The organism is Streptomyces sp. NPDC059142 (assembly GCF_042755665.1).
Lineage (GTDB): Bacteria > Actinomycetota > Actinomycetes > Streptomycetales > Streptomycetaceae > Streptomyces.
In genome coordinates this window covers 48,815-70,990 of the sequence record NZ_JBHZDA010000004.1, presented here as the reverse complement: position 1 = coordinate 70,990, position 22,176 = coordinate 48,815, and the positions used below count along the sequence as shown (strand labels likewise).

Here is a 22,176-nt window from a genome sequence, read left to right as displayed (position 1 = left end):
CAGCCGGCATGCCGTGCGCTCCTCGGTGTTCTCGTCGGCTTTCAGGTACGGGGTCCCGCCGGTGGGCCGCTGTGGCGCTCACCGCACCCCCCGATGTTCGAGCTGCGGCAGCTTGCCCAGCTTTCCCGGGTGCCAGGGCTCCGTCCCGCCGCTCTCCCAAGCCCGGAACGTGAGCCCCAGCTCCTGGCAGATGTACTGCGTGACGAACCGTCCGCTCGACGCGGCCTTGATCAGACTGCCGCCGCCGAACCACTGCCCGGCGAGCGAGAAGCCGCTCAGCCCCGGCAGCCGCATCCGGTCCTTGTTGACGAACGCCGTGATCACGTCGTCGGCGTCGGTGAACGACTTCCAGGCGAGGATGGAGCCGCCCTGCACACCGGTGTACCGCTCGGTGGTCACGGGCGAGGCCACGTCGATGACCTCGATGGCCGGTCCGATGCCCGGGTGATGGCGCTCCAGGAAGGCCCGGACGAAGTCCGCCACCTCCTGTTTGCGCGCCCAGTACCCCTTGCGGTCCGTGCGCCGCAACTGCTTCCAGTACCCGTAGTCGCTGAAGTACGTGCAGTGGATCACCGACTTGCCGGCCGGTGCGAAGCCTTCCGAGTACTGCGACCTGAACTGGACGACCAGGCTCTTCTGGCTGACGCTCGGCAGGGCCGCGCAGTCCTCCCCGGACAGCAGATAGGTCGTACTGTGCCGCTCCCGGCCGTCGAACTCGCCCTTGACACCGACGAAGGCGGAGACGACCCCCGGGTAGAGCATCTCCGGGCGGTCCATCATCTCGCCGAAGAGGGTGTCGACCTTCGGGCTGGAGTACGCGCCGCCCAGCAGCTTGTTCATCGTGGTGTAGCCGTCGCAGGCGGCCACCACATGGTCGGCGTAGTGGCGCTCCCCGCCGCGCAGCTCCACCCCGATCGCCCGGTCGTTCTCGATCAGGACGCGCTCCACCCGCGCCCGGTAGTCGACCCGCCCGCCCAGCGAGGTGTACCGCTCCTCGACCGAGCGGGCCAGTCCCAGCGAGCCGCCCTGCGGGAAGCCGGCGTTGCTGTGGTGGGCGCTGGCCATGTTGAACAGGTACGGCAGGAGCGGGAAGACCTCGTGGTCCTGGAAGAAGATGAACGGGAACGCCCGGCGCAGCAGCGGATCCTGGAACCGCTCCGTGAACCGCTCCATCCGCGTCGCCGCGGTACGCCAGAACAGCAGGAAGTCCGGCAGGACGATCCGCAGCGTGGCGAGCTTCTCCCGGACCGACTGGAGCGGGGGCGGGGTGAGGAACGGATAGTGGTTGACGGCGATGAAGCGCCGCAGATCGCGGCAGAAGGCGCGGATGGGCCGGGCGTCCGCGGGCGAGATCTCCAGGAGGTGCGCCTCCAGCCGGTCCGGGTCGTTGTAGAACGTCACCGCCCGGCCGTCCTCGTCCACGACGGTGTTGAACATCTCGAAGTTCGCGATGGTCTTGCCGTCGAGGGCGCCCAGCTCCCGCCAGATCCGGTTGGCGTCGTTGTTCCTGCCGGTGCCGGTGAGCCATTCGATGCAGTAGTCGAAGACGTACCCCTGCCGGGACCACGCCGTGCAGCACCCGCCCGGCAGGACGTGTCGCTCGAAGATCCGGGTCTCGGCGCCGCTCATCTCGGCGTAGCAGCCCGTGGACAGGCCCCCGATGCCGGCGCCGATGACGATGACGCGGGGGCGGTCGCCCGGCGCCCGCTCGCGCGGCTCCCAGACAGGACGGTTCTCACGCGACATGGGACTCATCTCCGGCGAGGTCGGTGACTCCGGTCATGACGGCGAGGGTGAGTTCGGCGTTCCGCGCCAGATACTTCTCGTCGAGCATCTCGGCGTGTGTGCCATGGCCGCGCAGCAGCTCCGTGCGGCTGGTCGAGCTGCCGTGCCAGGTGCCGCGCTGCCCCGCCGCGTAGAAGGCCGCCTTCCGCTCGTCGGAGATCACACTGACGGTCCCGGAGACCGTGCCGGTGTTGGGGGTGCGGCCGCAGAAGTCCAGGTACTCCCTGGCCTGGGCGAGGGTCGCGTCGGCGACGGTCGTGGAGCCGGTGTGGCGGTGGAGATGGCCGCGCAGCTCGTTCTCGAACGCCTGGATGTGCTCGTCGGCGAGCGCGTGGGCCTCCATGATCCGGTACGAGTCCATGATCACCACATGGGGGACGGCGCGCCCGCGCCCTTCCAGTTCCTTGGCGACCTCGAAGGCGAGATTGCCGCCGAGGGAGTAGCCGAAGACGGGGCAGGGACCGTCCGGGCGGAGCGATTCGATGAGGTCCGCGTAGCGGATCACCTTGTCGTCGCCGTCGACATGGTTGAACGCGACGAGTTCGTGGTGGGGCAGGTGCTCGGCGAACTTCCGGTAGACGAGCCCGTGCCCGCCCGCCGGCGGGAAGCAGAACAGGGTCGGGCCCCGGCCGGTGTTGAAGGTCAGATACGGGCTGCCGCCGGAGATCTCACCGGTGATGATCGACTCGACCGTACGCGCCATGCCGTGCAGCGTCGTCACCTTGAAGAGCAGACTGACCGGCACGGTGATGTTGAACTCGGCCTGGAGCCGGTGGATCAGCTCGATCAGCTTGATGGAGCTGCCGCCCGACGCGAAGAAGTCGCTGCGCAGACCCGGCTGTTCCAACGAGAGCAGGGACTGCCAGTGCGCGGCCATCCGCTGCTCGTAGAGGGTGACCGGCGGTTCGTGGATCTCCTCCCCGGACTCGGCGGGCGGCTCGGGCAGCGCGGCGACGTCGACCTTCCCGTTCGCGGTGAGCGGCAGGGCGTCCACCGCGGTGAAGCGGGCCGGGATCAGATAGGTGGGCAGGCGGGTGGCGAGATGGCGGCGCAGCTCGCCCGTGCCCGGCTCGGCCCCCGGCTCCGGGACGTAGTACGCGCACAGCACGGACTCGCCGACCGCGTCGGCGCGGACCGTGACGACCGCCTGGCTCAGACCGGGCAGGGACATCAGCAGGGACTCGATCTCGCCCGGCTCGATCCGGTGGCCCCGTACCTTGAGCTGCGCGTCGGCGCGGCCGAGGAGATGGATCAGGCCCCGGGCGTCCCGCCGCGCCAGATCGCCGGTGCGGTAGAGCCGCTCGGGGGCGGCCCCCGGGCCGCGGCCCAGCGTCAGCTCCACGAAGCGCTCGGCGGTCTGCCCGGGGTCGCCCGCGTAGCCGAGGGCGAGCCCCGCGCCGCCGACCCAGAGTTCACCGGTGACCCCGGGCGGTACGAGATCGCGGTTCTCGTCGAGGATGTGCAGGGAGCAGTTGGGCAGGGGCTTGCCGATCGGAACGAGCTGGTTGGGGGTGAGCCCGTCCGTCGGCCCCTCGAAGTACGCGCTGTCGACGGCCGCCTCCGTCAGACCGTACGAGTTGATGACCCGGGTCCGCGGGCCGCACAGGGCGCGCAACCGCTCGTACTCCTCGACCTTCCAGGCGTCGGAGCCGACGATCATCAGCCGCATGAAGTCCAGCCGGTGACCCCCGTGGGCGCAGTGCTCCATGAGGGCACGGGCCACCGCGGGCACGAACTCGGCGCAGTCGACGCCCTCCCCGGTCATCGTCCCGTACAGCCGGGCGGTGTTGAGCAGCAGATCACGGCCGATGAGGACCAGCCGGCCACCCGAGCACAGGGCCCGGACGAGATCCCCGGTGAACACGTCGAACGAGACGCCCGCCATCTGGAGATGGACGCCCGGCGCCGCGCCGAGACCGTACTCCTCGTGCCACGCGGCGCGGACGGCCGCGAGCGCCCGGTGGCTGACGCGTACCGCCTTGGGACGGCCCGTCGACCCCGAGGTGTGGATGACATAGGCGGGCGCGTCCAGGTCGACGGGTGCCTCGTTCGTCTCCGGCGCGGCGGCGTCCGCCGGCCCGGCCGTCGCCCCGGGGACCTCGGTGACCAGAGGGATGCCCAGCGCCCCGAACCGGTCCCGCTCCCCGGGGGCGGTGATCAGGAGCGCCGCATCCGCGTTCCCGGTCATCAGGGCCAGCCGGTCTGTGGGGTGGCCCGGGTCGAGCGGCAGATAGGCGGCGCCCGCCTTGAGGACGGCGAGCAGGGCGACGATCAGCTCGGGCGACTTGTCGAGGCAGACCGCGACGACGTCCCCGCGCCCGATGCCCCGCGCACGCAGCCGGCCCGCCAGCAGCCTGGCCCCGTGCTCCAGCGCCCCGTAGGTGAGGTGCCGGGTCCCGCCCGACTCGGACGGTACGGTGACCGCCACGGCCTCCGGTGTCCGCGCCGCCGCCTCGGCGACCAGCCGGTGCACGGGCAGGTCGTGCGGGAGCGCCCGGCCCCGCGCGGCCGGCGCGTTGAGGATACGGGACCGCTCCCGGGCCCCCAGCAGATCGAGGCGGGCCACCGGCTCCTCGGCGGGAACGCTGGTGAGCGCGTCCAGGACATGGACGTAGTGGGCGGCCATCCGCTCCACGGTCTCCGCCAGGAAGATGTCGGTGTTGTACTTCAGGACGCAGTGGAAACGCTGCTCCGCCTCGTCCTCGTACGCCGACAACGTCAGGTCGAACTGACCCTCCTCCTCGGGCAGTTCGATGTATTCGAGGCGGTACCCGTACTGCTCGGCGGCCACCTTGTGGGCCAGCAGGATGAACATCGCCTGGAAGACCGCCGAGCGGCTCGGGTCGTGCTGGAGCCCCAGCTCCTCGACGAGCAGGACGAACGGGTACTCCTGGTTGTCGAGACCGCCGAGGACGACCTGACGGACCTGCGCGAGCAGCGCGGCGACCGACGGGCTGCCCGACAGATCCGCGTACAGCGGCAGCGGATTGACGAAGTAGCCGTAGACGGAGCCGAACTCCTCCTCCGTACGGCCGGTCACCGGCGAACCCACGATGATGTGGTCCTGGCCCGAGTAGCGGTGCAGCAGGACGTAGTAGGCGCTCAGCAGCACCATGTACACCGTGACGTCGTGCTCGCGCGCCAGGGCGTGGACCCGGGCGCTGAGATCGGTGTCGAGGACGAAGAACTCGGAGGCGCCGTTGTGGGTCTGCACCGCCGGCCGCGGCCGGTCCGTGGGCAGGTCCAGCGCGGGCACCTCGGCGGGCAGCGCGGCCCGCCAGTGGTCCAGCATGCGCCGCGCCTCGGGCGAGGCCAGGAACCGGTTCTGCCAGTTGAGGAAGTCGAGGTACCGGGCGCGCACGGGCGGCAGCTCCACGGCGCCGCCCCGGCCCAGCCCCTCGTACAGGGCGAGCAGTTCCTCGATGAAGGTGAACGTGGAGATCGCGTCGGAGATGATGTGGTGCACGGCCTTCATCACGACCCAGCGGTCCGGCCCCCGCTTGAACAGCCGGAACCGCACCAGCGGGTCGCACTCCAGGTCGTACGGACGGCGGTACTCGCGGACGATCATGTCGTGGATGTCGTCCCAGGCGCGGCCCTGCACATCGAAGAAGGCCACGTCCGGGTCGTTCCCCGTCGACACGCGCTGGACGGGCTGCCCGTCCTCCATGGTGAAGTTGGCCCGCAGCATCGGATGCCGCTCCACCAGGGACCGGAACGCCGTGAACATCCGCTCCGGCTCGATCCTGGTCCTGATCTCGACGGCCCCGCCGATGTTGTACGCGAAACCGTCGGGGTTGAGCTGCTTGAGGAACCAGAGGGCCTTCTGGTTCTGCGTCAGCGGGTGGCGGGACTCGTCCTCGTGGATCTCCACCGCGGCCGCCGTGCCCGTCCCGTCCGCCGCCTCCGCGACCAGGACGGCCGCGGCCAGGTGCAACTGCTCGCTCAGTTCGCCGGCGGGGGCGCCGCTGAGCAGCGCCACCAGAGGCAGGGCCACACCGGTCTCGGCGTGGACCCGGGCGCGCAGTTCCATGGCCAGGAGCGAGTCGAGACCGAGGGCGGCGAGGCTGCTCGTCCCGTCGATACGGTCGGTGGGCACCCGCAGCACCGTCGAGGCCACCGCCGAGAAGCGCTCGGCGACCAGTGCGGACCGCCGCTCCTCGTCCGCTGTACGGAACAGGTCGAGGAAGCTGCTGTGTTCGGCGGCGTCCCCGTCGCCCGACGCGTCCGCGGCCAGCTCCGTGACGAGCGGGGGCGGCGACGCGTACCAGGCGAGGAAGACCTTCCAGTCGACCACCGTCGCCACCAGCAACTGCGCCCGGTCCTGGCCGAGCACCCGCTCCAGAACGGCCATGCCCGCGTCGGGGGAGAGCGAACTCATGCCCCGGCTGGTGCGGTAGTGACGGACCAGGCCCAGCTCCTCGATCATCCCGGTCGCCCACGGGCCCCAGTCGACGGAGAGCGCGGGCAGCCCCCGGGAGCGGCGGTGATGGGCCAGCGCGTCCAGGAAGGCGTTGCCCGCCGCGTAGTTGACCTGCCCCGCCGTGGTGAGCAGCGAGGCGATGGAGGCGAAGAGGACGAAGTGGTCCAGCGGCTCGTCGCGCAGATGGCGGTGGAGCAGCCAGGCACCGGCGGCCTTGGGGGCGAGGACGGAGTCGAAGGCGGTCCTGTCCATGGCGGGCACCAGGGTGTCCCTGACATGCCCCGCCAGATGGAACACCCCGCGTACGGGCGGCGCGTCCTGGGCCCTGTACTCGGCCAGCCACGCGGTCAGCGCCCGCTCGTCGGTGGTGTCCAGGCAGGCGTGGACGGGATGCGCGCCCAGCGCCTCCAGCTCCTTGACGAAGCGCGCGCCCCGGCCCGCCGCCGAGGCGGGGTCCAGCGCCCGCCAGGTGGCGCGGCCGGGCAGCGGTGTCCGCCCGACCAGGATGAGATGGCGGGCGCCGCGCCGGACGAGGAAGCGGCACAGGAGCTGCCCCAGCGCGCCGAACGCGCCGGTGACGAGATAGGCGCCGTCCGGGCGCAGCCGGGGCGCGAGGGGACGCGTCAGATCCTGGGGGCGGGTGAGCCGGCAGACGAGGCGGCGCTCGCCGCGCAGGGCGATCTCGTCGTCGTAGGCGCCCTGGTGCGCGGCGGTGTGCAGGACCTCGTCCAGCACGGCCCGCGCCTCCCGCGCCCGGCGGTCCGCGTGCGGGGCGTCGTCCGTGTCGGGGCCGTCCGGGGCCAGGTCGATCAGCGTGCCCCGGTGCGCCGTCAGCTCCTGATGGCGCAGCACCCGGCCGATGCCCCAGGCGGGCGCCCCCAGCGGCTCGACGGGCCGGCCGGCGTCCACGGGCTGGGTACCCCGGGTGACGAGGTGCAGGGCGGCGGGGGAGGCGAGTTGGCCCCCGTCCTCCTGGAGCGCCTGCGCGAGGGCCACCAGCGAGTACGCCCCGAGGGTGCTGTGCTCCTCCAGACGGTCCCGTCCGGTGTCGTCCAGGGCGGGCAGGTCGAGATTCCATAAATGGACGATCGTGTCCGGGCCCGTGGCGTGTTCCGCGCCGGCGGCCCGCCGTGGCGCCGCGTCCTCGGCCAGATCGGCGAGAAGCCGGCGCAGATCGTCGGTACGGCCGGGCACCACCGTCGAGGTGCCCGCGTCGGGCCGGGTGGCGTACGCCCCGCCCGGCCGTACGAGATGGCAGTGGCCACCGCGCGCGGTGACGAGTTCCGCCAGCGCGTCGGCCACCCCGCCGGGCGCGTCCGCGAAGAGCAGCCAGCGGCCCGGGGTCGCGGTGTCGAGCGGTCCGGTGTCCAGGGGGCTCTCGGTCCAGGTGGGTTCGGCGAGCCAGTTGTCGATGGTGGTGAGCGCCACGCTGGTCGACGCCTTCTCGACATCGGCGGCCCGGAACCCGCCGATATGGCCGAGCGGCAGGCCGTCGTCCCCGTAGAGCGTGATGTCACCGACGAGTTCACCGGCAGGACGGCTCCTGACGGTGGCGTGCACCCACAGCGGCCGGTCGCCGACCGGGCCGGTGTGCACCTCGTCGATGGAGAGCGGCAGGAGGATGCCCGTCGAGCCGTCGGCGCCGTCGTCGGCCGCGCCGCCGTCCGTACCGTCCCCGAGCCCCGCCGTCAGCAGGGCCTGGAAGCAGGAGTCCAGCAGGACGGGGTGGAGGTGGTGGCCCGCGGCGTCGTCACCGATCGCCTCGGGCGGCCGGATCCGCGCCAGCGCCTCACCGGGGCCGGTCCACACCTCCTCGATGCCCTGGAACGCGGGCCCGTAGTGGTAGCCGAGACCGCTCAGCGACGCGTAGCAGGCCGGTCCGTCGAGCCGGCGCTCGCCCCGGGCCCTGACCCCGTCGAGGTCGAGCGGCGCGGGCGGGGTGGCGCGGTGACCGGTCCGGACGACGCCGCTCGCGTGGACGGCACGCTCCTCCCCGGGGCCCGAGCCGGTCGCGACGGTGAAGACGGCGCTCTCCGGTGTGTACGCGAGCTGTACGGTGCGGGACGCGTCGTCCGGGAGGAAGAGGGCCTTGCGGAACTCGACGGAGCCGAACGCGGCCTCCGTACCGCCCGTCAGCGCCCGTACCGCCTGGGCGGCCATTTCGAGATAGCCGGCGGCCGGGAACAGGGCCCGGCCCTGGATCCGGTGGTCGGCCAGATAGGGGGCGCGCTCCACATCGAGTTCCGCCTCCCACACCGGCTCCGTGGTGGCGAGCCGCCGGCCGAGCAGCGGATGGTCCGTCCGCCCGAGCCTGACCTGCGCCACGGAGTGCGGCTCGGTCCAGTACCGGTCGCGCTTCCACGGATAACGCGGCAGCGGTACGGTCCTGCCCTCGGGCTGGAGCACGTCCCAGGCGATCTCGGTGCCCAGGTTGTGCAGCGCGGCGAGCGAGGTGGTGAACCGGGCCGGTTCGTCCTCCTCCCGGCGGATCGACGGGAGCGTCACCACCTCCGCGCCCGCTTCTACCGGCCTGGCCTCCAGGCACTCCTTGATCGAATGGGCGAGCACGGGGTGCGGCCCGATCTCCAGGAAGACGCGGTGGCCCTCGTCGGCGAGCCGCTCGATCGCGGGCCGGAAGCGGACGCTGTCGCGGACGTTGCTCCACCAGTAGCCCGCGTCGAGTTCCGTCCCGTGCGCCCGGCCCTCCCGCCCCGTCAGATGGAGCGGTACCTGGGCCGGGCGCGGTTCGATCCCGTCGAGGCTGTCGAGGAGTTCGTCCTTGATCTGCTCCATGAGCGCGCTGTGGTACGGCACCCGGACGGAGAGGAAGCGGGCGAAGACCTGGTCCGCGCGCAGCTCCTCGGCGAGCGCGGTCAGGGACGACTCGTCCCCGGCCAGAGTGAGGGCGGTGGGGCTGTTGACGGCGGCGACGGACACCCGGCCCTCGTACGGCAGGATTCGGCGCTCCGCCTCTTCCTCCGCGAGCCCCACGGCGAGCATCGTCCCCGTGCCCACCAGCCGCTGCTGGAGGCGGCTGCGGTGCACGATGATCCGTACCGCGTCGCGCAGGCTGTAGACCCCCGCCTCGTAGAACGCGGCGGCCTCGCCCGTGCTGTGGCCGACGATGGCGTCGGGCCGTACCCCGTGGGCGCGCCACAGGGCGGCGAGGCCGATCTGCACGGCGAAGTTGGCGGGCTGGGCGAGCCAGGTCTCGGCCATCCGGGAGCTGCCCTCGTCCGCGTTCATCTCCTCGACGAGGGACCAGCCGGTGAGCGCGGCGATCTCGCGGTCGCAGCGCTCGACGGCCTCGCGGTAGACGGGGTGGGCGGCGAACAACTCCCGTCCCATGCCCCACCACTGGGGCCCCATCCCGGTGAACACCCAGGCCAGTCGCCGCTGATGGGGATCGCGCCGGTGGCCGGTGACCACCCGGGGGTGGGCCTCGCCCCGGATCTGCGCGGAGAGCGCCTCGGTCAGCTCCTCGCGCGAGGTGTAGACGACGGAGAGCCGGGCGTCGTGGTGCTGGCGGCGGTGCGCGAGGGTGTGCCCGAGGTCGGTGAGGGAGGTCAGGGGCGCGCCGCCCGTGGCGGTGGCGGTCAGCTCCCGGTGGATCTCCTCGGCCAGGACCGGCAGCGCGGAGGCGTCACGCGCGGAGAGCGGGAGGACGGTGTGGCGCGGGCGGTCCGCGGCGGGCCGCGCCGCCACGGGGGCTGCGGGCGGCGCCTCCTCCAGCAGGACATGCGCGTTCGTGCCGCCGAACCCGAAGGAGTTGACGCCGGCGCGCGCCGGACCCTCGTGCGCGGGCCACCGGGTGACCTGCGTCGGGATGGTGAACGGGGCGGCCGCGAGATCGATGGCGGGGTTGATCCGCTCCAGGTTGATGTGGGGCGCGATCGTCCGGTGCTCAAGGCTGAGGGCGGTCTTGATGAGCCCGGCGATCCCGGCGGCCGACTCCGAGTGGCCGATGTTGGTCTTGACCGAACCGACGTAGCAGGCGGCGCCCGGCTCCCGGCCGACGGCCAGCGCCCGGGCGAGCGCGGCGGCCTCGATGGGGTCGCCGACCGGAGTGGAGGTGCCGTGGGCCTCCACGTACTGGAGGCTGCCGGGCGCGACCCCGGCCTCGGCGCAGACCCGCTCGATCAGGGAGACCTGGGCGTCCGCGCTGGGCACGGTGATGCCGTTGGTACGGCCGTCCTGGTTGACCCCGCTGGCGGTGATCACCGCGTGGACGGGGTCGCCGTCGCGCACGGCGTCCGACAGGCGCTTCAGCGCGATGACACCGACCCCCTCGGCCCGTACGTAGCCGTCGGCCCCGGCGTCGAACGTGCGGGAGCGGCCCTCGGGGGAGAGGAACCCGCCCTTGGTCTCCGCGATCGTGTACTGGGGTGTGAGGTGCAGCAGGGTGCCGCCCGCCAGCGCGAGGGTGGACTCGCCGCGGCGCAGGCTCTCGCAGGCCAGGTGCACCGCGACCAGGGACGAGCTGCACGCGGTGTCGATGGAGAGACTGGGGCCGCGGAAGTCGAAGCAGTGCGAGATCCGGTTCGACACCATCGTCATCATCGTGCCGGTCGCGGTGTGCGCGGCCAGGGTGTCGAAGCGCAGATCGGCGAATTGGACGATCTTGTAGTCCAGGGTGAACGCGCCGATGAACACACCGACATCGCTCCCCGCCAGCTCGGCCGGCTTCTGGCCGCCGTCCTCCAGCGCTTCCCAGGACACCTCCAGCAGCTTCCGCTGCTGGGGGTCCATGTGCTCCGCCTCGCGGGGGCTGATGCCGAAGAAGGCGGGGTCGAACTCGTCGAAGCCGTCGATGTAACCGCCCCTGCCGCCCACCAGACGGCCCGGCTTGGCCTTGTCCCGGCTGCCGAGCGTGGTCACGTCGTACCGGTCCCGCGGCGTCGGTCTGATGCAGTCCTTCCCGTCGAGCAGGTTCTGCCAGTAGGCACGGTGGTCACTGGCGCCGCCGGGGAAGCGGCAGCCGATGCCGATGATCGCGATCTTCTCAGGAGGCGTGGTGCGGAGCGATTCAGCCATGTCGGCTCCTTGGGTCGTCAACACGCAACGTGCGCGAAGGGCAGGCGCGGGCTTCCGCGCCTCCGCCGGGGGACCGGCGGGGGGACGGACGCGGTGCGCGTGAACGCGAAAGCGGATTGCGGGTGGTGCGGGGAGAGACGTGGTGCGGGGAGGGTCAGTCGGTGGCGCGGCCGGTCCTCGCCCTCCGGCGCACCGGGTGCGCCAGGGTGGCGACGATCGCACCGGTCCCGGGGAAGGAGCGCGGGTCCACCAGGCCGACCGCGGCCGGCTCGCGCCCCGGCCGCCAGGTGAAGCTGCCGAACGCCCGGTCCCAGATGGACAGGTCGGAGCCGTAGTGCCCGGCCTCGGCCAGATCCGTGCTGTGGTGCAGCCGGTGCTGTTCGGGTCCCACGAAGACATGGTTGAGCCGGCCGAGACGGACGGCGATGTTGGCGTGCACGAAGTACCCCTGGGCGACGACGAACAGGCCCGCGCCGAAGACGGTCGTCGCGGAGAACCCGACGATCGCCAGGGACACTTGGACGAAAGCCTGGGAGACGAAGACGTCGGCGATGTGATTGACGCCGTTGTTGGCGACATTCACCTTGTCGGGGACGTGGTGCACACCGTGCAGCCGCCACAGCCACCGGTTGGTGTGCCCGAGCCGGTGCACCGTGTACCCGGCCAGTGAGCCGAGCAGCACGGCGAGGGGTATCTCCGCCCAGAGCGGGAGCACGGGATCGTTCCTCGCGAGCGCGCCGGCCGCGACCACCACCATCGACTGGGCCAGGGTGCCGCCCACCGTCGTGAGGACGAAGTACACGCCGTACCAGCGCCACTCCCGGCGGCTGGGGTGCCAGGCCCGCTCGTACGGGATGACCCGCTCCAGCACCGCGAGGTAGCAGATCAGCGAGAGCTGGAAGGCGAACGTGACCCGGCCGGTGTCCCAGCCGTACCGCGTGGTCATGACGAAGACCACCCCGACCGAGACCAGCAGAAGGGGGTGACAGGTACGGGAGAGCAGCGCTCCCACCGCGCTGCGCGAGGTGGCCTCGGACCCGGGCAGGCCCGCGCCGCTCACCGTTGAACCAGACATGTCGCACCCTTCGCTCATGGGGACGTGGGCAAGGACAGGACAGCACTTTCCCCTGGCATTTCACCGGCCAGGGGCCACGTAACAGCATGCGTTGGATCAACTACGGGCAGCAATATCGTCTGACCGGCGTGCGGGGGCTCATCGGCCCGGTACGCCCTCGGTGCGCGCCCCCGGCGTAACCCCGTCGGGGGTTTCTGCCTGGCATGAACGCGTTCACGGCGGGCCAGGGGGCCCGTCCGTGGATGCTCGCGGAGACCACTGTCACCCGGAAGAGGGGCCGCACGCACGTTACCCGAGCGGTGTGCCGGGTAGGGGCCGCGGCGCCAGACTTCTGGCGCGACCCGCTCCGGGGCCGCGTCTCAGCGCGGTGTGTCGGACGCGGCGCGGCCCACCGACTCGACCAGGGGCAGCAGTCGGTGCGCCACCCGCTCGCGCAGCGCCATCTCCGTCCGCGTACGGACCACGCCCGGCAACTGGATCAGCCGCTGCACGACGTCTTCGAGATGGCCGTTGTCCCGCGCGACCACGCGCGTGAGCAGATCGCCCGCTCCCGTGATCGAGAACGCCTCGATGATTTCCGGGACTTGGGCGAGCGCGTCACCGACCTCGTCCAGATGCCCCTGCGTGACCTCGATATGGACGAAGGCCAGCACCGGATGGCCGAGGGCGGCGGGGGAGAGGCGGGGACCGGTGCCCATGATCACACCGTCCCGCTCCAGCCGGTCGAGCCGGGCCTGCACCGTGCCACGCGCGACTCCGAGGAGCCGCGCGTACTCCCGCACACTGGTGCGCGGCCGCTCGATGAGCAGACGCAGAATGCGGGTGTCGAGGGTGTCCACCGGCATGGTCCTTCGGCCTTCCGCAGTGCTGTGCGCCGCTCCGCTCCGGGTACGCCGCGCCGTTCTGCGACGACTGTACCGATGGCCGGGCCGAGCGCCGTACCGCCCTACCGCCGGCCCGGCGTGACCGCGCGGACCGCCGCCCTGCCGGGACCGCCGGGACCCGAAAGCGGACCCGCCCTGCGCGTCGCGCCCGGCCACCGGATCCCGCGTGATGAAAAATCGCGCCGGAGCGGAACGGCCCGCACGGTCCCGGAAGCCCGCGCGGCCCGGAACGGCGCGCGAGCCCCGAACGGCCGGCGCGGCCGGCAGGACGGGCAGGACCGGCAGGACCGGCAGGACCGGCAGAGACGGTACGCGGAAAGACGGAGGAGCGGCACATGAGGAGAACCGGTGGACGGGGAAGTCCGCGCCGCCCGCTCCGGGCCCTGTCCGTCCTCTCCCTCTGCGCCGTCCTCGGCGGGCTGGCCGCACCGCCCCGGACGCCCCGGGCGGAGCCCTGCGAACGCGTCCTGGTGGGAGTGGCACACCAGGACGACGACCTCCTCTTCGTCAGCCCGGAGATCCGGCGGACCCTGCGCTCCGGATGCTCCGTCAGCACGGTCTATCTGACCGCCGGGGACGCCGGTCATCCTTTCCGGACGAGCTACTACGTGAGAAGCCGGGAGGACGGCGTACGGGCGGCGTACGCCGAGATGGCGGGCGCCGCGGACCGCTGGAAGAGGGACGATGTCGTCCTCGGCGACCGCAGGCTCCTGTCGTACACCCTGGCCGCGGGAGCGGACGTCCGGCTGACCTTCCTCCGCCTCCCCGACGGGCTGCCCAGGGGCAGCGGCACCACCACGAACCGGCACGAGAGCCTCCTCAGGCTCTTCCGCGGGGAGATCAGGACGATCCGTCCCGTGGACGCGGAGCCCGCCTACACCGAGGACGAACTGCTCACCACCCTGACGGGGCTGGCCGACCGGGAGAAGGCGCAGCGCGTCCGTACCCTCGACTACGACAACCACTCCTTCGGCCACCACGACACCCGGACCGTCGACCACAGCGACCACAGCGACCACGCGGTGGCGGGACGGTACTTCAGAAGGGCCGCCTTCGACGCGGCGGACCGGCCCCCGGTGACGCCGTACCTCGGATACGGCATGTCCCTCCTGCCCGCCAATCTGACGCCGGGGCAGAAGAGGGCGAAGGCGGCGGTGTTCGAGACCTACTACCGGCACCAGGGATGCGTACCGCGGAAATGCCCCGCGTTCCGCCCGTACGCCGGCGGCTACCGGAACTGGGTCGGCAAGGAGTACCGCAGAACGCACCGGGCGCCCCGCCCCGGCGAGATCATGTCGGCGATCGCCACGACCGACTCCACCCGCACCGTGGAACTCTGCCTCACCGCGGAAGGCGGCGCGAAGGGGCCCGCCGGGGTCGCCACGCGCGCGTGCGACGGCGCGCGGAACCAGGCGTGGACGGTCGGGGACGGCGCCGTCCGGATCGCGGTGGGCGGACGCTGTCTCACCGCGCCGTACGGGGACTCCTCGACCCCCGCCCTGTCCGTGTGCGACGGGTCGCCGGGACAGCGCTGGTGGCGCGACGCGGGGGGCCGCATCGGCTCCGAGGAGGGGTGTCTGACCCAGGACGACATGGTGAACCTGCGTCCCCGGCTCCATCTGGCGCGCTGTGCTCCGTACCGTCCGGAGGTCCGCTGGTACGGGTGAACCCGTACGGGGCATCCCCTGTTTTCGACGGAAAACGCGCGGAAGCCTCTCTTCCATCGAAATCCGTCGCTAGTGTCCGGCGCATGGCAGATGCAGAGCGCACACGCATGCGAAGAACGCTGCTCACGATCGTGGGCGCCGTCGCCGCGGCGAGTCTCGGAATCGGCGGGGCGATCGCGGCGGGGTCGGCGGAGGACCGCGCCGTGAACGTCGGTACGACGGTGGCCCCGGCGGCCGACGAGACGGCCGCCCCCCAGGCGGGCGGCGGCACCACGGGCGGCGGCACCACGGACGGCAACTCGCTGACCGGCGGCATGAACGGGGGCGCCATGAACGGGGGCGCCATGGACGGGGGCGCAACGGACGGAGGTGGCACGGACGGAGGTGGCACGGACGGCGGCACCACGGACGCCGGCGGCGTGAGCGGCTCAGGAGGCGCCGAACCCAGCCCGGAGGAGTCGGGCGGAAACCCCTCACCCCACCCCACGGACGCCCCCGACCCCACACACGACCCCGAGCCCACGGACGGTCCCAGCGGTTCTCCCGGTGTCCCGGCGGATCTCGAAGACCTCACCCGGCGCATCGACGAACTCGACAAGAAGGTCGACCGGCTGCCCACCAAGAAGGAACTGGCCGACGCCCTGCGCGCCTTCGCCGACCAACTGGACACCCAGGGCTGAGGCCCACGGCCCGCCCCGGCGCCCCGTGCACCTCCCGCGCCGCACCATCCCGGCACCCCTGTGCACCACCCTGGTCCGTTGGTCCCCAACGGCCGACAGAAAGGCGTTTACACTGAGCCAATGGCACAGTGATCCGGGCATGTGTTGAGCCACCGCTCCACCGGATGCTTATCTGTGCCCCTGTGAAAAGGATGTTCGTGGCCCCGGACCCGGGGCGTCTCAGGCTCAGGAACGCGCTGCGCGCCGTCCTCGGCATCGCCCTCGCCGTCGCGGTGTCCGAGGTGGCCGGGCTCTCGCTGACCGCGTCCATCTTCGGCGGCCTGGCGGCGCTCCTCGCGCTCTTCACCGTCCTCGACCCCACCGTCCGCGCCCAGCGCCTGACGACCGCGCTGCTGCCCGTCGTCGGCCTCCCGGTCCTCGCGCTGGCCACGGTCCTGCACGGGGTGCCCCTCGCCCGTGACGCGGCCTTTCTCGCCGTGGTCCTCGCGGGGGTCTACGCCCGGCGCTGGGGGCCGCGCGGTCACGCGCTCGGCATCTTCGCCTTCATGAACTTCTTCGGCACGCAGTTCCTGCACGCCGTCCCCGCCCAACTGCCCGAACTCGCCGCCGCCACGGCGCTGGCCCTGCTCATGGCCGGCACGGTCCGCTTCGTCCTCTGGCCCATCGAACGGCGCACCCCGCCCGCCCCCGTCCCGCCCGCGCCCACCGGCACGGGGCTCGCGCGGCCCACCACCCGGCAGGCGCTCCAGTCCACCGTCGCCTGCGCGTTCGCCCTCGTCCTCGGCCAGGCGCTCTCGGACGACCGCTGGTACTGGGCCGTCGGCACCGTCTGGTGGATCTTCGTCAACACCGCCTCGCGCGGCGAGACACTGGTCCGCGGCTTCCGCCGGGTCCTCGGCACGGTGATCGGCCTCGTCGTCGGGCTGCTCGTCGCCGTCCCGCTGCACGGCGCCCCCGCCCCCACCGCCGCGCTCGTCGCGGTCTGCGTCTTCGGCATCTTCTACACGGCCCAGGTCTCCTACAGTTGGATGGTCCTGGCGGTGACCGTGATGGCCGGACTGCTGTACGGACTGCTCGGCGTCCTCGACCCCGCCCTGCTCGCGCTGCGCCTCGCGGAGACCGGCGCGGGCGCCCTCGGCGCGGCGCTCGCCGTCGTCCTCGTACTGCCCGTCACCGTCCACGCCACCACCGACGCCTGGATCCGGCGCGCGCTGCACAGCGTCCACGCCTGTACGGCCGAGGCCGCGCGCCGGCTCGCCGGGGACCCGGCGGCCGACCCGGCGCCGTACGGAGCCGAACTGGAGCTGCTGCTCGGCCGGGTACGGATGTCGCTCGCCCCGCTGGTCCATCCGCTCAGCCCGCTGCGGGCCCGCAAGGCCCGCGCCCGGCAGGTGCTCGGCCTGCTCGACGACTGCGCACGCGAGGTGAGGGGGTTCGCCGCGGTGGCCGCCGACCCGGCCGCCTCGCACGACGCCCGGCTCTCCGCCGCCTGTGAGCGGATCGAGGCCGCCGTACACGCACTGGTCGCCCCCGGGACGGAGTCCGCCCGTCCGGCCGCCGTCCCGCTCGCCGCCCCGCACCCGCCCCACCATCCGGGGGCCGAGGCCGCGCTGGCCCATCTGCACGGCCTGGAGCAGGCGCTCACCGGGCTCTCCGCGCCCCTGCGCACCTCGCCGCGCGCCCCGCTCGTACCCGCCTGACCCGTACGGAAGGGCGCACCGGGACCGCGACCGCTCCCGGGCCTCCTGCTACGGTCGGCCGGGCGATCGGCGGACCGGACGGCGTGAACGCCCGGCCGGGCGGGGGCAGAACGGGGCCGGACAGCGGCAGGACCGGCCCGTGGGGCGGGACGAGGGGGCACACGGTGAGTGGCGACAACGGCGGACGCGACGGCGGGAGCGGCGGCGGACGGGCCTTCATCGGGTCGTTCACCTCGGCGGGGGGCCTCGGTGTCCTCACCGCCGCCGTGGACCCGCGGACCGGGGCGCTCACGGCGGGCGGCGCCACGGACTCCGTGCCGGATCCCTCGTACCTCGCGCTCTCGCCGGACGGCACGGTGCTCTACGCGGTCTCCGAGACCGACGAGGGCGCCGTGGCCGCCTTCCGCACCCCGGACACCGGGGCAGCGGGACACCCGGCGCCCAGCCTGCTCACGGACCCGGTGCCGGTGGGCGGCGCGGCGCCGACCCATCTCGCCTTCGCCGACGGGCATCTCCTCACGGCCAACTACGGTTCCGGCAGCGTCTCCGTCCTGCCCGTCGCCGCCGACGGACGCCCGGGACCGGTCACCGGGGTGCTCCGGCACCAGGGCTCAGGACCCGACCCCGACCGGCAGCGCGGCCCGCACGCCCACCAGGTGGTGGCCGCGCCCGGCGGGCGCTGGATCCTCGGCACCGACCTGGGCACCGACAGCGTACGGATCTCCTCCCTCTCTGCCGCCACCGGCGAACTGGTCCCGCACGGCGAGACCGCGCTGCCCCCCGGCAGCGGCCCCCGCCACCTCGCCTTCCATCCGGCGGGCGGCCATGTCTATGTCCTGGGCGAGCTGGAACCGGTGCTCACCGTCTGCCGCTGGGACCAGGCGAACGGCGTGCTCGAACCGGTCGGCGGGACCGCCGTGCTGCCCGCCGGCGCGGAGGACGGAAGCTACCCCTCCGGGGTGGTCGTGGCGCGGGACGGACGGTTCCTCTGGGTCGCCAACCGGGGCCACGACTCCCTCGCCGTCCTCGCCCTCGACCCGATGTACGAGAAGCCGGAACTGCGCACCACCGTGCCGTGCGGCGGGCACTGGCCGCGCGATCTCGCGCTGGATCCGACGGGCCGCAGACTGTACGTGGCGAACGAGCGCTCCGGCGACGTGACCTGGTTCGACATCGACCCGGCCACCGGGGTCCCGGCCCTGGCCGGCGCCCTGCGCGCCCCCGCCGCCTCCTGCGTGGTCTTCGGCTGAGCGCCTCTCCCCGGAGCCCCGGGCGCCCTCCGCCGGTACGGGAAGGGCCCGCCCCGGAGCGATCCGGTGCGGGCCCTTTCCCCACGTACGTCCACGCGTACGGGGGCGGGAGCGGAGCCCCGGCCGTGCGCGGGCGCGTGTCAGTGCGCGGGCGTCCCCTGCGGCTGCGGGGTGATGCCCAGCGTGGTGGCGTACTTCGACAGCACCAGCTTGCCGATGGCCGGGTACGCGCCGAGCGGCTCGGCCGTGGCGCAGTCGGCCTCCTTGACGGCCGCGTCGAGCAGCCCCGCGGGCAGCTCCGGACCGACCAGGTACGGCGCGAGCGCGAGCTGCGTCGAACCCGACTCGCGAAGCTGCTCGGCGATCGCGACGACCGAGCCCTCCGTGTCGAGCGCGGCGGCCATCACCGGCACGGCGAGCCGCGCGGCCAGCAGCATTCCGGTGATCCCCGCGGTCTGGACCGCCTCCTCGCCGCCCACCGTGGCCAGGATGATCCCGTCGGCCGCCGTGGCGACCGTGAAGAGCCTGGCGCGGTCGGCGCGGGCCAGCCCGGCCTCCGAGAGACGGACGTGCAGCCCCTCGGCCAGCAGCGGATGCGGACCGAGGACATCGGTCAGCTCGGCGGTGGCGCCGCTCTCCGTGACGGCCTCGCCCATCCGCTCGATCAGCGTGCTCTCCGGGCCGGCCAGCAGCGGCACGACCACGGCGGCGGGGCCTTCGGGCTCGGAGACCTCACGGCCGGCGGCCTTGGCCAGCTCGTAACGCTCCGTGCGCAGTGCGGCGGTCCCGGCCAGTACGGCCTGGAGCGTCGGGTACTCGGTGTCGTCGCCGTCCAGGTAGCCGATGTAGGCGTCGAGGCCGGGCAGCTCGGAACGGGCGATGCTGACGACCTCTTCGGCCAGCCCGCGGACGGCGCCGGACGGGGGTCCGGGAACGGCGAGAACCAGCGCGGGCGCACCTTCGGGGGCCGCGACCGGTTCGGGACGGCGGTGGCGCCCCGACTGGCGGGGTCGCGGCATTCGTACAGGCAGGCCGGATGCGGGCCCAGTGGGGGTGCTCATGGCGTCGAATGCTACTGGTTTTGTGGGCGCGGCTGTTCGGGGAGGGGGCCGCTGCGCGCCATCTGTCCTTATATATCCGTTAGGTAATTTTCAGCTCATCTGTACTGTTCTGTCGAGACGTTCAGCAGGCGCGGCTCGGTCGGCAGCCGGAGCGATCCGGTGGCGAGCGCCGCCGCGATGAACAGCGCCCCACCCAGCGGATCGGTGGCCGCGGTGACCACCGCGGCATGCGGGAGCCGGGCGGACAACTCGGCGCGCACCGGTGCGAGGAGCGGTTCGCCGATCTTGAACAGACCACCCGTGAGGGCGACTTCACATTCACCCGATGGTGGGCAGACGGCCGTGGCGGCGTCCGCGATGTGCTCCGCCGCCTGCGCGAGGATCGACCGCGCGACCGGATCGCCGGACGCGACCCTGGCCACCTCCGGAGCGAACGAGGCGAGGACCGCGGGCCGGTCGGAGCGGGGGTAGAGCAGCCCGGGAAGCCCGCTCGCGGGCCCGAAAAATGTTTCCATGCCGGACAGCAGTGCGGCCGAGCCCCCGCGCCGTCCGTCGTGGGCGCGCAGGGCGGCCTCCAGCCCGGCGCGGCCGATCCAGGCCCCCGAGCCGCAGTCGCCGAGGAGATGGCCCCAGCCGTCGGCCCGGCGCCAGCCCTCCGGGGCCGTACCGAGCGCGATCAGGCCCGTACCCGCGGCGACGACCGCGCCGGGGCGCTGGCCGAGCGCGCCCGCGTACGCCGTGACCGCGTCGGCGGCGAGCGCCAGCCGCCGCACCCCCAGGGAGCGTTCCAGTGAGGCGGGCAGCTCGGCGCGCAGCCCGTCACCGAGCGTCGCCATCCCCGCCGCGCCGATCGCGACCGCCGACAGGCCCTCGTGACGCGCCCGCGTACCTGCCTCCGCCAGCAGCGTCCGCGCGGCGGGCAGCAGCCGGGCGAGGAACTGCTCGGGGTCGATGCCCGCCGCTCCCGTACGCACCGGCTCGGCGGAGTGCGCGGACGAGACGGCCGTGACCGACCCGTCCGGCTCCACGGCGCCGAGCGCGAACCGCACGCCCGACCCGCCGGAGTCGACGCCCAGGACCCAGCTCACCCCGGCCCCCGGCTCATCGGACGCCCCGGCGTGCGGCGGTCACCGTCCCGCTCACGGCAGTTGCCAGTCGACCGGCTGCGCCCCCTGGCCGGTCAGCAGGTCGTTGGCGCGGCTGAACGGCCGGGAGCCGAAGAAGCCGCGGTCCGCCGACATGGGGGACGGATGGGCCGACTCGATCGCCGGGTAGTCGCCGAGCAGCGGACGGAGGTTACGGGCGTCGCGCCCCCACAGGATGGACACGAGCGGCTTGCCGCGGGCGACCAGCGCGCGGATGGCCTGCTCGGTCACCTCTTCCCAGCCCTTGCCGCGGTGCGCGGCGGGCTTGCGGGGCGCCGTGGTGAGCGCCCTGTTGAGCAGCAGGACCCCCTGCCGGGTCCAGGGCGTCAGATCGCCGTTGGAGGGGCGTGGATGGCCCAGATCCGTGTGCATCTCACGGAAGATGTTGTCCAGGCTGCCCGGTACGGGGCGCACCTCGGGCGCCACCGAGAAGCTCAGCCCCACCGCGTGCCCCGGCGTCGGATAGGGGTCCTGCCCGACGATCAGCACCCTCACCTCGTCGAAGGGCTGCTGAAAGGCGCGCAGGACATGGGGCCCCGCGGGCAGATAGGTGCGCCCGGCACTGATCTCGGCCCGCAGGAAGTCGCCCATCTCGGTGATGCGCCCGGCCGCGGGGGCCAGTGCGTCGGCCCAGCCGGGCTCTACGATTTCGTTCAACGGTCGTGCCACGGGGCGTCACTCTACTGGTGCACGGGGTGCGCGTTCGCACGTACCCGGTAAGTGACCGTCCCGGCCCGGCCGCGCGTCCCGACCGCCCGTCAGCTGCCCGGAGCCGGATCCTCCGTGTGCGCCCGCCGTCCGTCCGCCGTCAGGTCCCGTTCCATCAGTACGGTGTCCACCCACCGCCCGTGCTTGTACCCGACCTCGGTCAGCCGCCCGGCGTGCGTGAAGCCGAACCGCCGGTGCAGGGCGGCCGAGGCGTCCTGGCCGGTGTCCGCGATGACCGCGACCATCCGGCGCCGGCCGGCCCGCGTGCACCGCTCCACGAGGGCCCCCAGCAGCGCGCCGCCCAGGCCCCTGCCGGTGTGGCCGGGGGAGAGGTAGACCGTGTCCTCCACGGTGTTCCGGTAGGCGGGCCGCGGGCGCCAGGGACCCGCGTACGCGTAGCCGGCCACCTCACCGGCGACCTCGGCGACCAGGAACGGGTTCTCCCGGGAGGCGATGTCCCGGAAGCGGCGCAGCCAGTCGTCGGCCGTCGGCGGCTCCTCCTCGAACGTGATCACGCTGTGGAGGACGTAGTGGGCGTAGATGCCGGCGACCGCCCGGAGATCCGCGGGCACGGCAGGCCGGACGACGCTCCGCGGAGCGGGCGCTCCCATGGTGCGTTCCCCCTGTTCGCGGGTGGCCGGGCCGGGCGGGGGGGGGGCCCCCCCGGGGGGGGGCGGGGGGCGGGGCGCCCCCCCCCCCCGGGACAACGCCCGGGGGGTGTGGGTGGGGGGGGGGGGGGGTGGCGCCCACCCACACGCGCCCGC

At 73.2% G+C, this 22,176-nt stretch carries 12 protein-coding genes; 4 read left to right on the top strand and 8 right to left on the bottom strand.

From position 1 onward, the window contains the following. Window positions 1–78 precede the first annotated feature (78 nt). The 4 genes from ACFXPK_RS03265 to ACFXPK_RS03250 all read right to left on the bottom strand — a co-directional run bounded on the left by ACFXPK_RS03265 (window position 79) and on the right by ACFXPK_RS03250 (window position 13,162). Window positions 79–1,746 (bottom strand): phytoene desaturase family protein, encoded by a 1,668-nt coding sequence (locus tag ACFXPK_RS03265; RefSeq protein ID WP_385071073.1) that lies wholly within the window; start codon window positions 1,744–1,746, stop codon window positions 79–81. Then, complete coding sequence (locus ACFXPK_RS03260; protein WP_385071071.1) at window positions 1,736–11,242, bottom strand: amino acid adenylation domain-containing protein; 9,507 nt, start codon at window positions 11,240–11,242, stop codon at window positions 1,736–1,738. Before ACFXPK_RS03260 ends, ACFXPK_RS03265 begins: the two co-directional genes overlap by 11 nt. A 154-nt stretch (window positions 11,243–11,396) precedes the next feature. Then, window positions 11,397–12,317, bottom strand: coding sequence for a sterol desaturase family protein (locus ACFXPK_RS03255; protein WP_385071068.1), 921 nt, complete (start codon window positions 12,315–12,317; stop codon window positions 11,397–11,399). Between the two features lie 359 nt (window positions 12,318–12,676). After that, on the bottom strand, window positions 12,677–13,162 hold the full coding sequence (locus ACFXPK_RS03250) for an Lrp/AsnC family transcriptional regulator (RefSeq protein ID WP_384996245.1): 486 nt from the start codon (window positions 13,160–13,162) through the stop codon (window positions 12,677–12,679). A 374-nt stretch (window positions 13,163–13,536) separates the two neighbouring features. On the opposite strand from ACFXPK_RS03250, the gene ACFXPK_RS03245 reads away from it, so the two are divergent. The 4 genes from ACFXPK_RS03245 (at window position 13,537) to ACFXPK_RS03230 (ending at window position 18,498) form a co-directional block, all read left to right on the top strand. Next, complete coding sequence (locus ACFXPK_RS03245; protein ID WP_385071064.1) at window positions 13,537–14,868, top strand: ricin-type beta-trefoil lectin domain protein; 1,332 nt, start codon at window positions 13,537–13,539, stop codon at window positions 14,866–14,868. Window positions 14,869–14,951: 83 nt separating this feature from the next. After that, window positions 14,952–15,548: a hypothetical protein gene (locus ACFXPK_RS03240; protein WP_385071061.1), complete on the top strand. Its 597-nt coding sequence runs from the start codon at window positions 14,952–14,954 to the stop codon at window positions 15,546–15,548. A gap of 191 nt (window positions 15,549–15,739) precedes the next feature. Next, window positions 15,740–17,248 (top strand): FUSC family protein, encoded by a 1,509-nt coding sequence (locus ACFXPK_RS03235; protein WP_385071059.1) that lies wholly within the window; start codon window positions 15,740–15,742, stop codon window positions 17,246–17,248. Window positions 17,249–17,412: 164 nt separating this feature from the next. Further along, window positions 17,413–18,498 (top strand): lactonase family protein, encoded by a 1,086-nt coding sequence (locus tag ACFXPK_RS03230; protein ID WP_385071056.1) that lies wholly within the window; start codon window positions 17,413–17,415, stop codon window positions 18,496–18,498. Window positions 18,499–18,638: 140 nt separating this feature from the next. Here the strand turns inward: ACFXPK_RS03230 and ACFXPK_RS03225 are convergent, their stop codons facing one another. The 4 genes from ACFXPK_RS03225 to ACFXPK_RS03210 form a co-directional block, all read right to left on the bottom strand. Continuing rightward, the gene (locus ACFXPK_RS03225; protein WP_384996256.1) at window positions 18,639–19,559 is read right to left on the bottom strand and encodes a sirohydrochlorin chelatase; all 921 of its coding nucleotides are present in this window, start codon (window positions 19,557–19,559) and stop codon (window positions 18,639–18,641) included. A 95-nt stretch (window positions 19,560–19,654) separates the two neighbouring features. Next, window positions 19,655–20,647 (bottom strand): N-acetylglucosamine kinase, encoded by a 993-nt coding sequence (locus ACFXPK_RS03220; RefSeq protein WP_385071053.1) that lies wholly within the window; start codon window positions 20,645–20,647, stop codon window positions 19,655–19,657. Between the two features lie 51 nt (window positions 20,648–20,698). Beyond that, window positions 20,699–21,373, bottom strand: a complete 675-nt coding sequence (locus ACFXPK_RS03215; protein ID WP_385071050.1) for a uracil-DNA glycosylase — start codon at window positions 21,371–21,373, stop codon at window positions 20,699–20,701. Window positions 21,374–21,462: 89 nt separating this feature from the next. Further along, window positions 21,463–22,023: a GNAT family N-acetyltransferase gene (locus ACFXPK_RS03210; protein ID WP_385071047.1), complete on the bottom strand. Its 561-nt coding sequence runs from the start codon at window positions 22,021–22,023 to the stop codon at window positions 21,463–21,465. Window positions 22,024–22,176: the final 153 nt, after the last annotated feature.

Coding starts and splice junctions, on each gene's coding strand:
- ACFXPK_RS03240 (WP_385071061.1), top strand. CDS start 14,952: ATGGCAGATGCAGAGCGCACACGCATGCGAAGAACGCTGCTCACGATC.
- ACFXPK_RS03255 (WP_385071068.1), bottom strand. CDS start 12,317: ATGTCTGGTTCAACGGTGAGCGGCGCGGGCCTGCCCGGGTCCGAGGCC.
- ACFXPK_RS03225 (WP_384996256.1), bottom strand. CDS start 19,559: ATGAGCACCCCCACTGGGCCCGCATCCGGCCTGCCTGTACGAATGCCG.
- ACFXPK_RS03260 (WP_385071071.1), bottom strand. CDS start 11,242: ATGGCTGAATCGCTCCGCACCACGCCTCCTGAGAAGATCGCGATCATC.
- ACFXPK_RS03210 (WP_385071047.1), bottom strand. CDS start 22,023: ATGGGAGCGCCCGCTCCGCGGAGCGTCGTCCGGCCTGCCGTGCCCGCG.
- ACFXPK_RS03245 (WP_385071064.1), top strand. CDS start 13,537: ATGAGGAGAACCGGTGGACGGGGAAGTCCGCGCCGCCCGCTCCGGGCC.
- ACFXPK_RS03265 (WP_385071073.1), bottom strand. CDS start 1,746: ATGTCGCGTGAGAACCGTCCTGTCTGGGAGCCGCGCGAGCGGGCGCCG.
- ACFXPK_RS03235 (WP_385071059.1), top strand. CDS start 15,740: ATGTTCGTGGCCCCGGACCCGGGGCGTCTCAGGCTCAGGAACGCGCTG.
- ACFXPK_RS03250 (WP_384996245.1), bottom strand. CDS start 13,162: ATGCCGGTGGACACCCTCGACACCCGCATTCTGCGTCTGCTCATCGAG.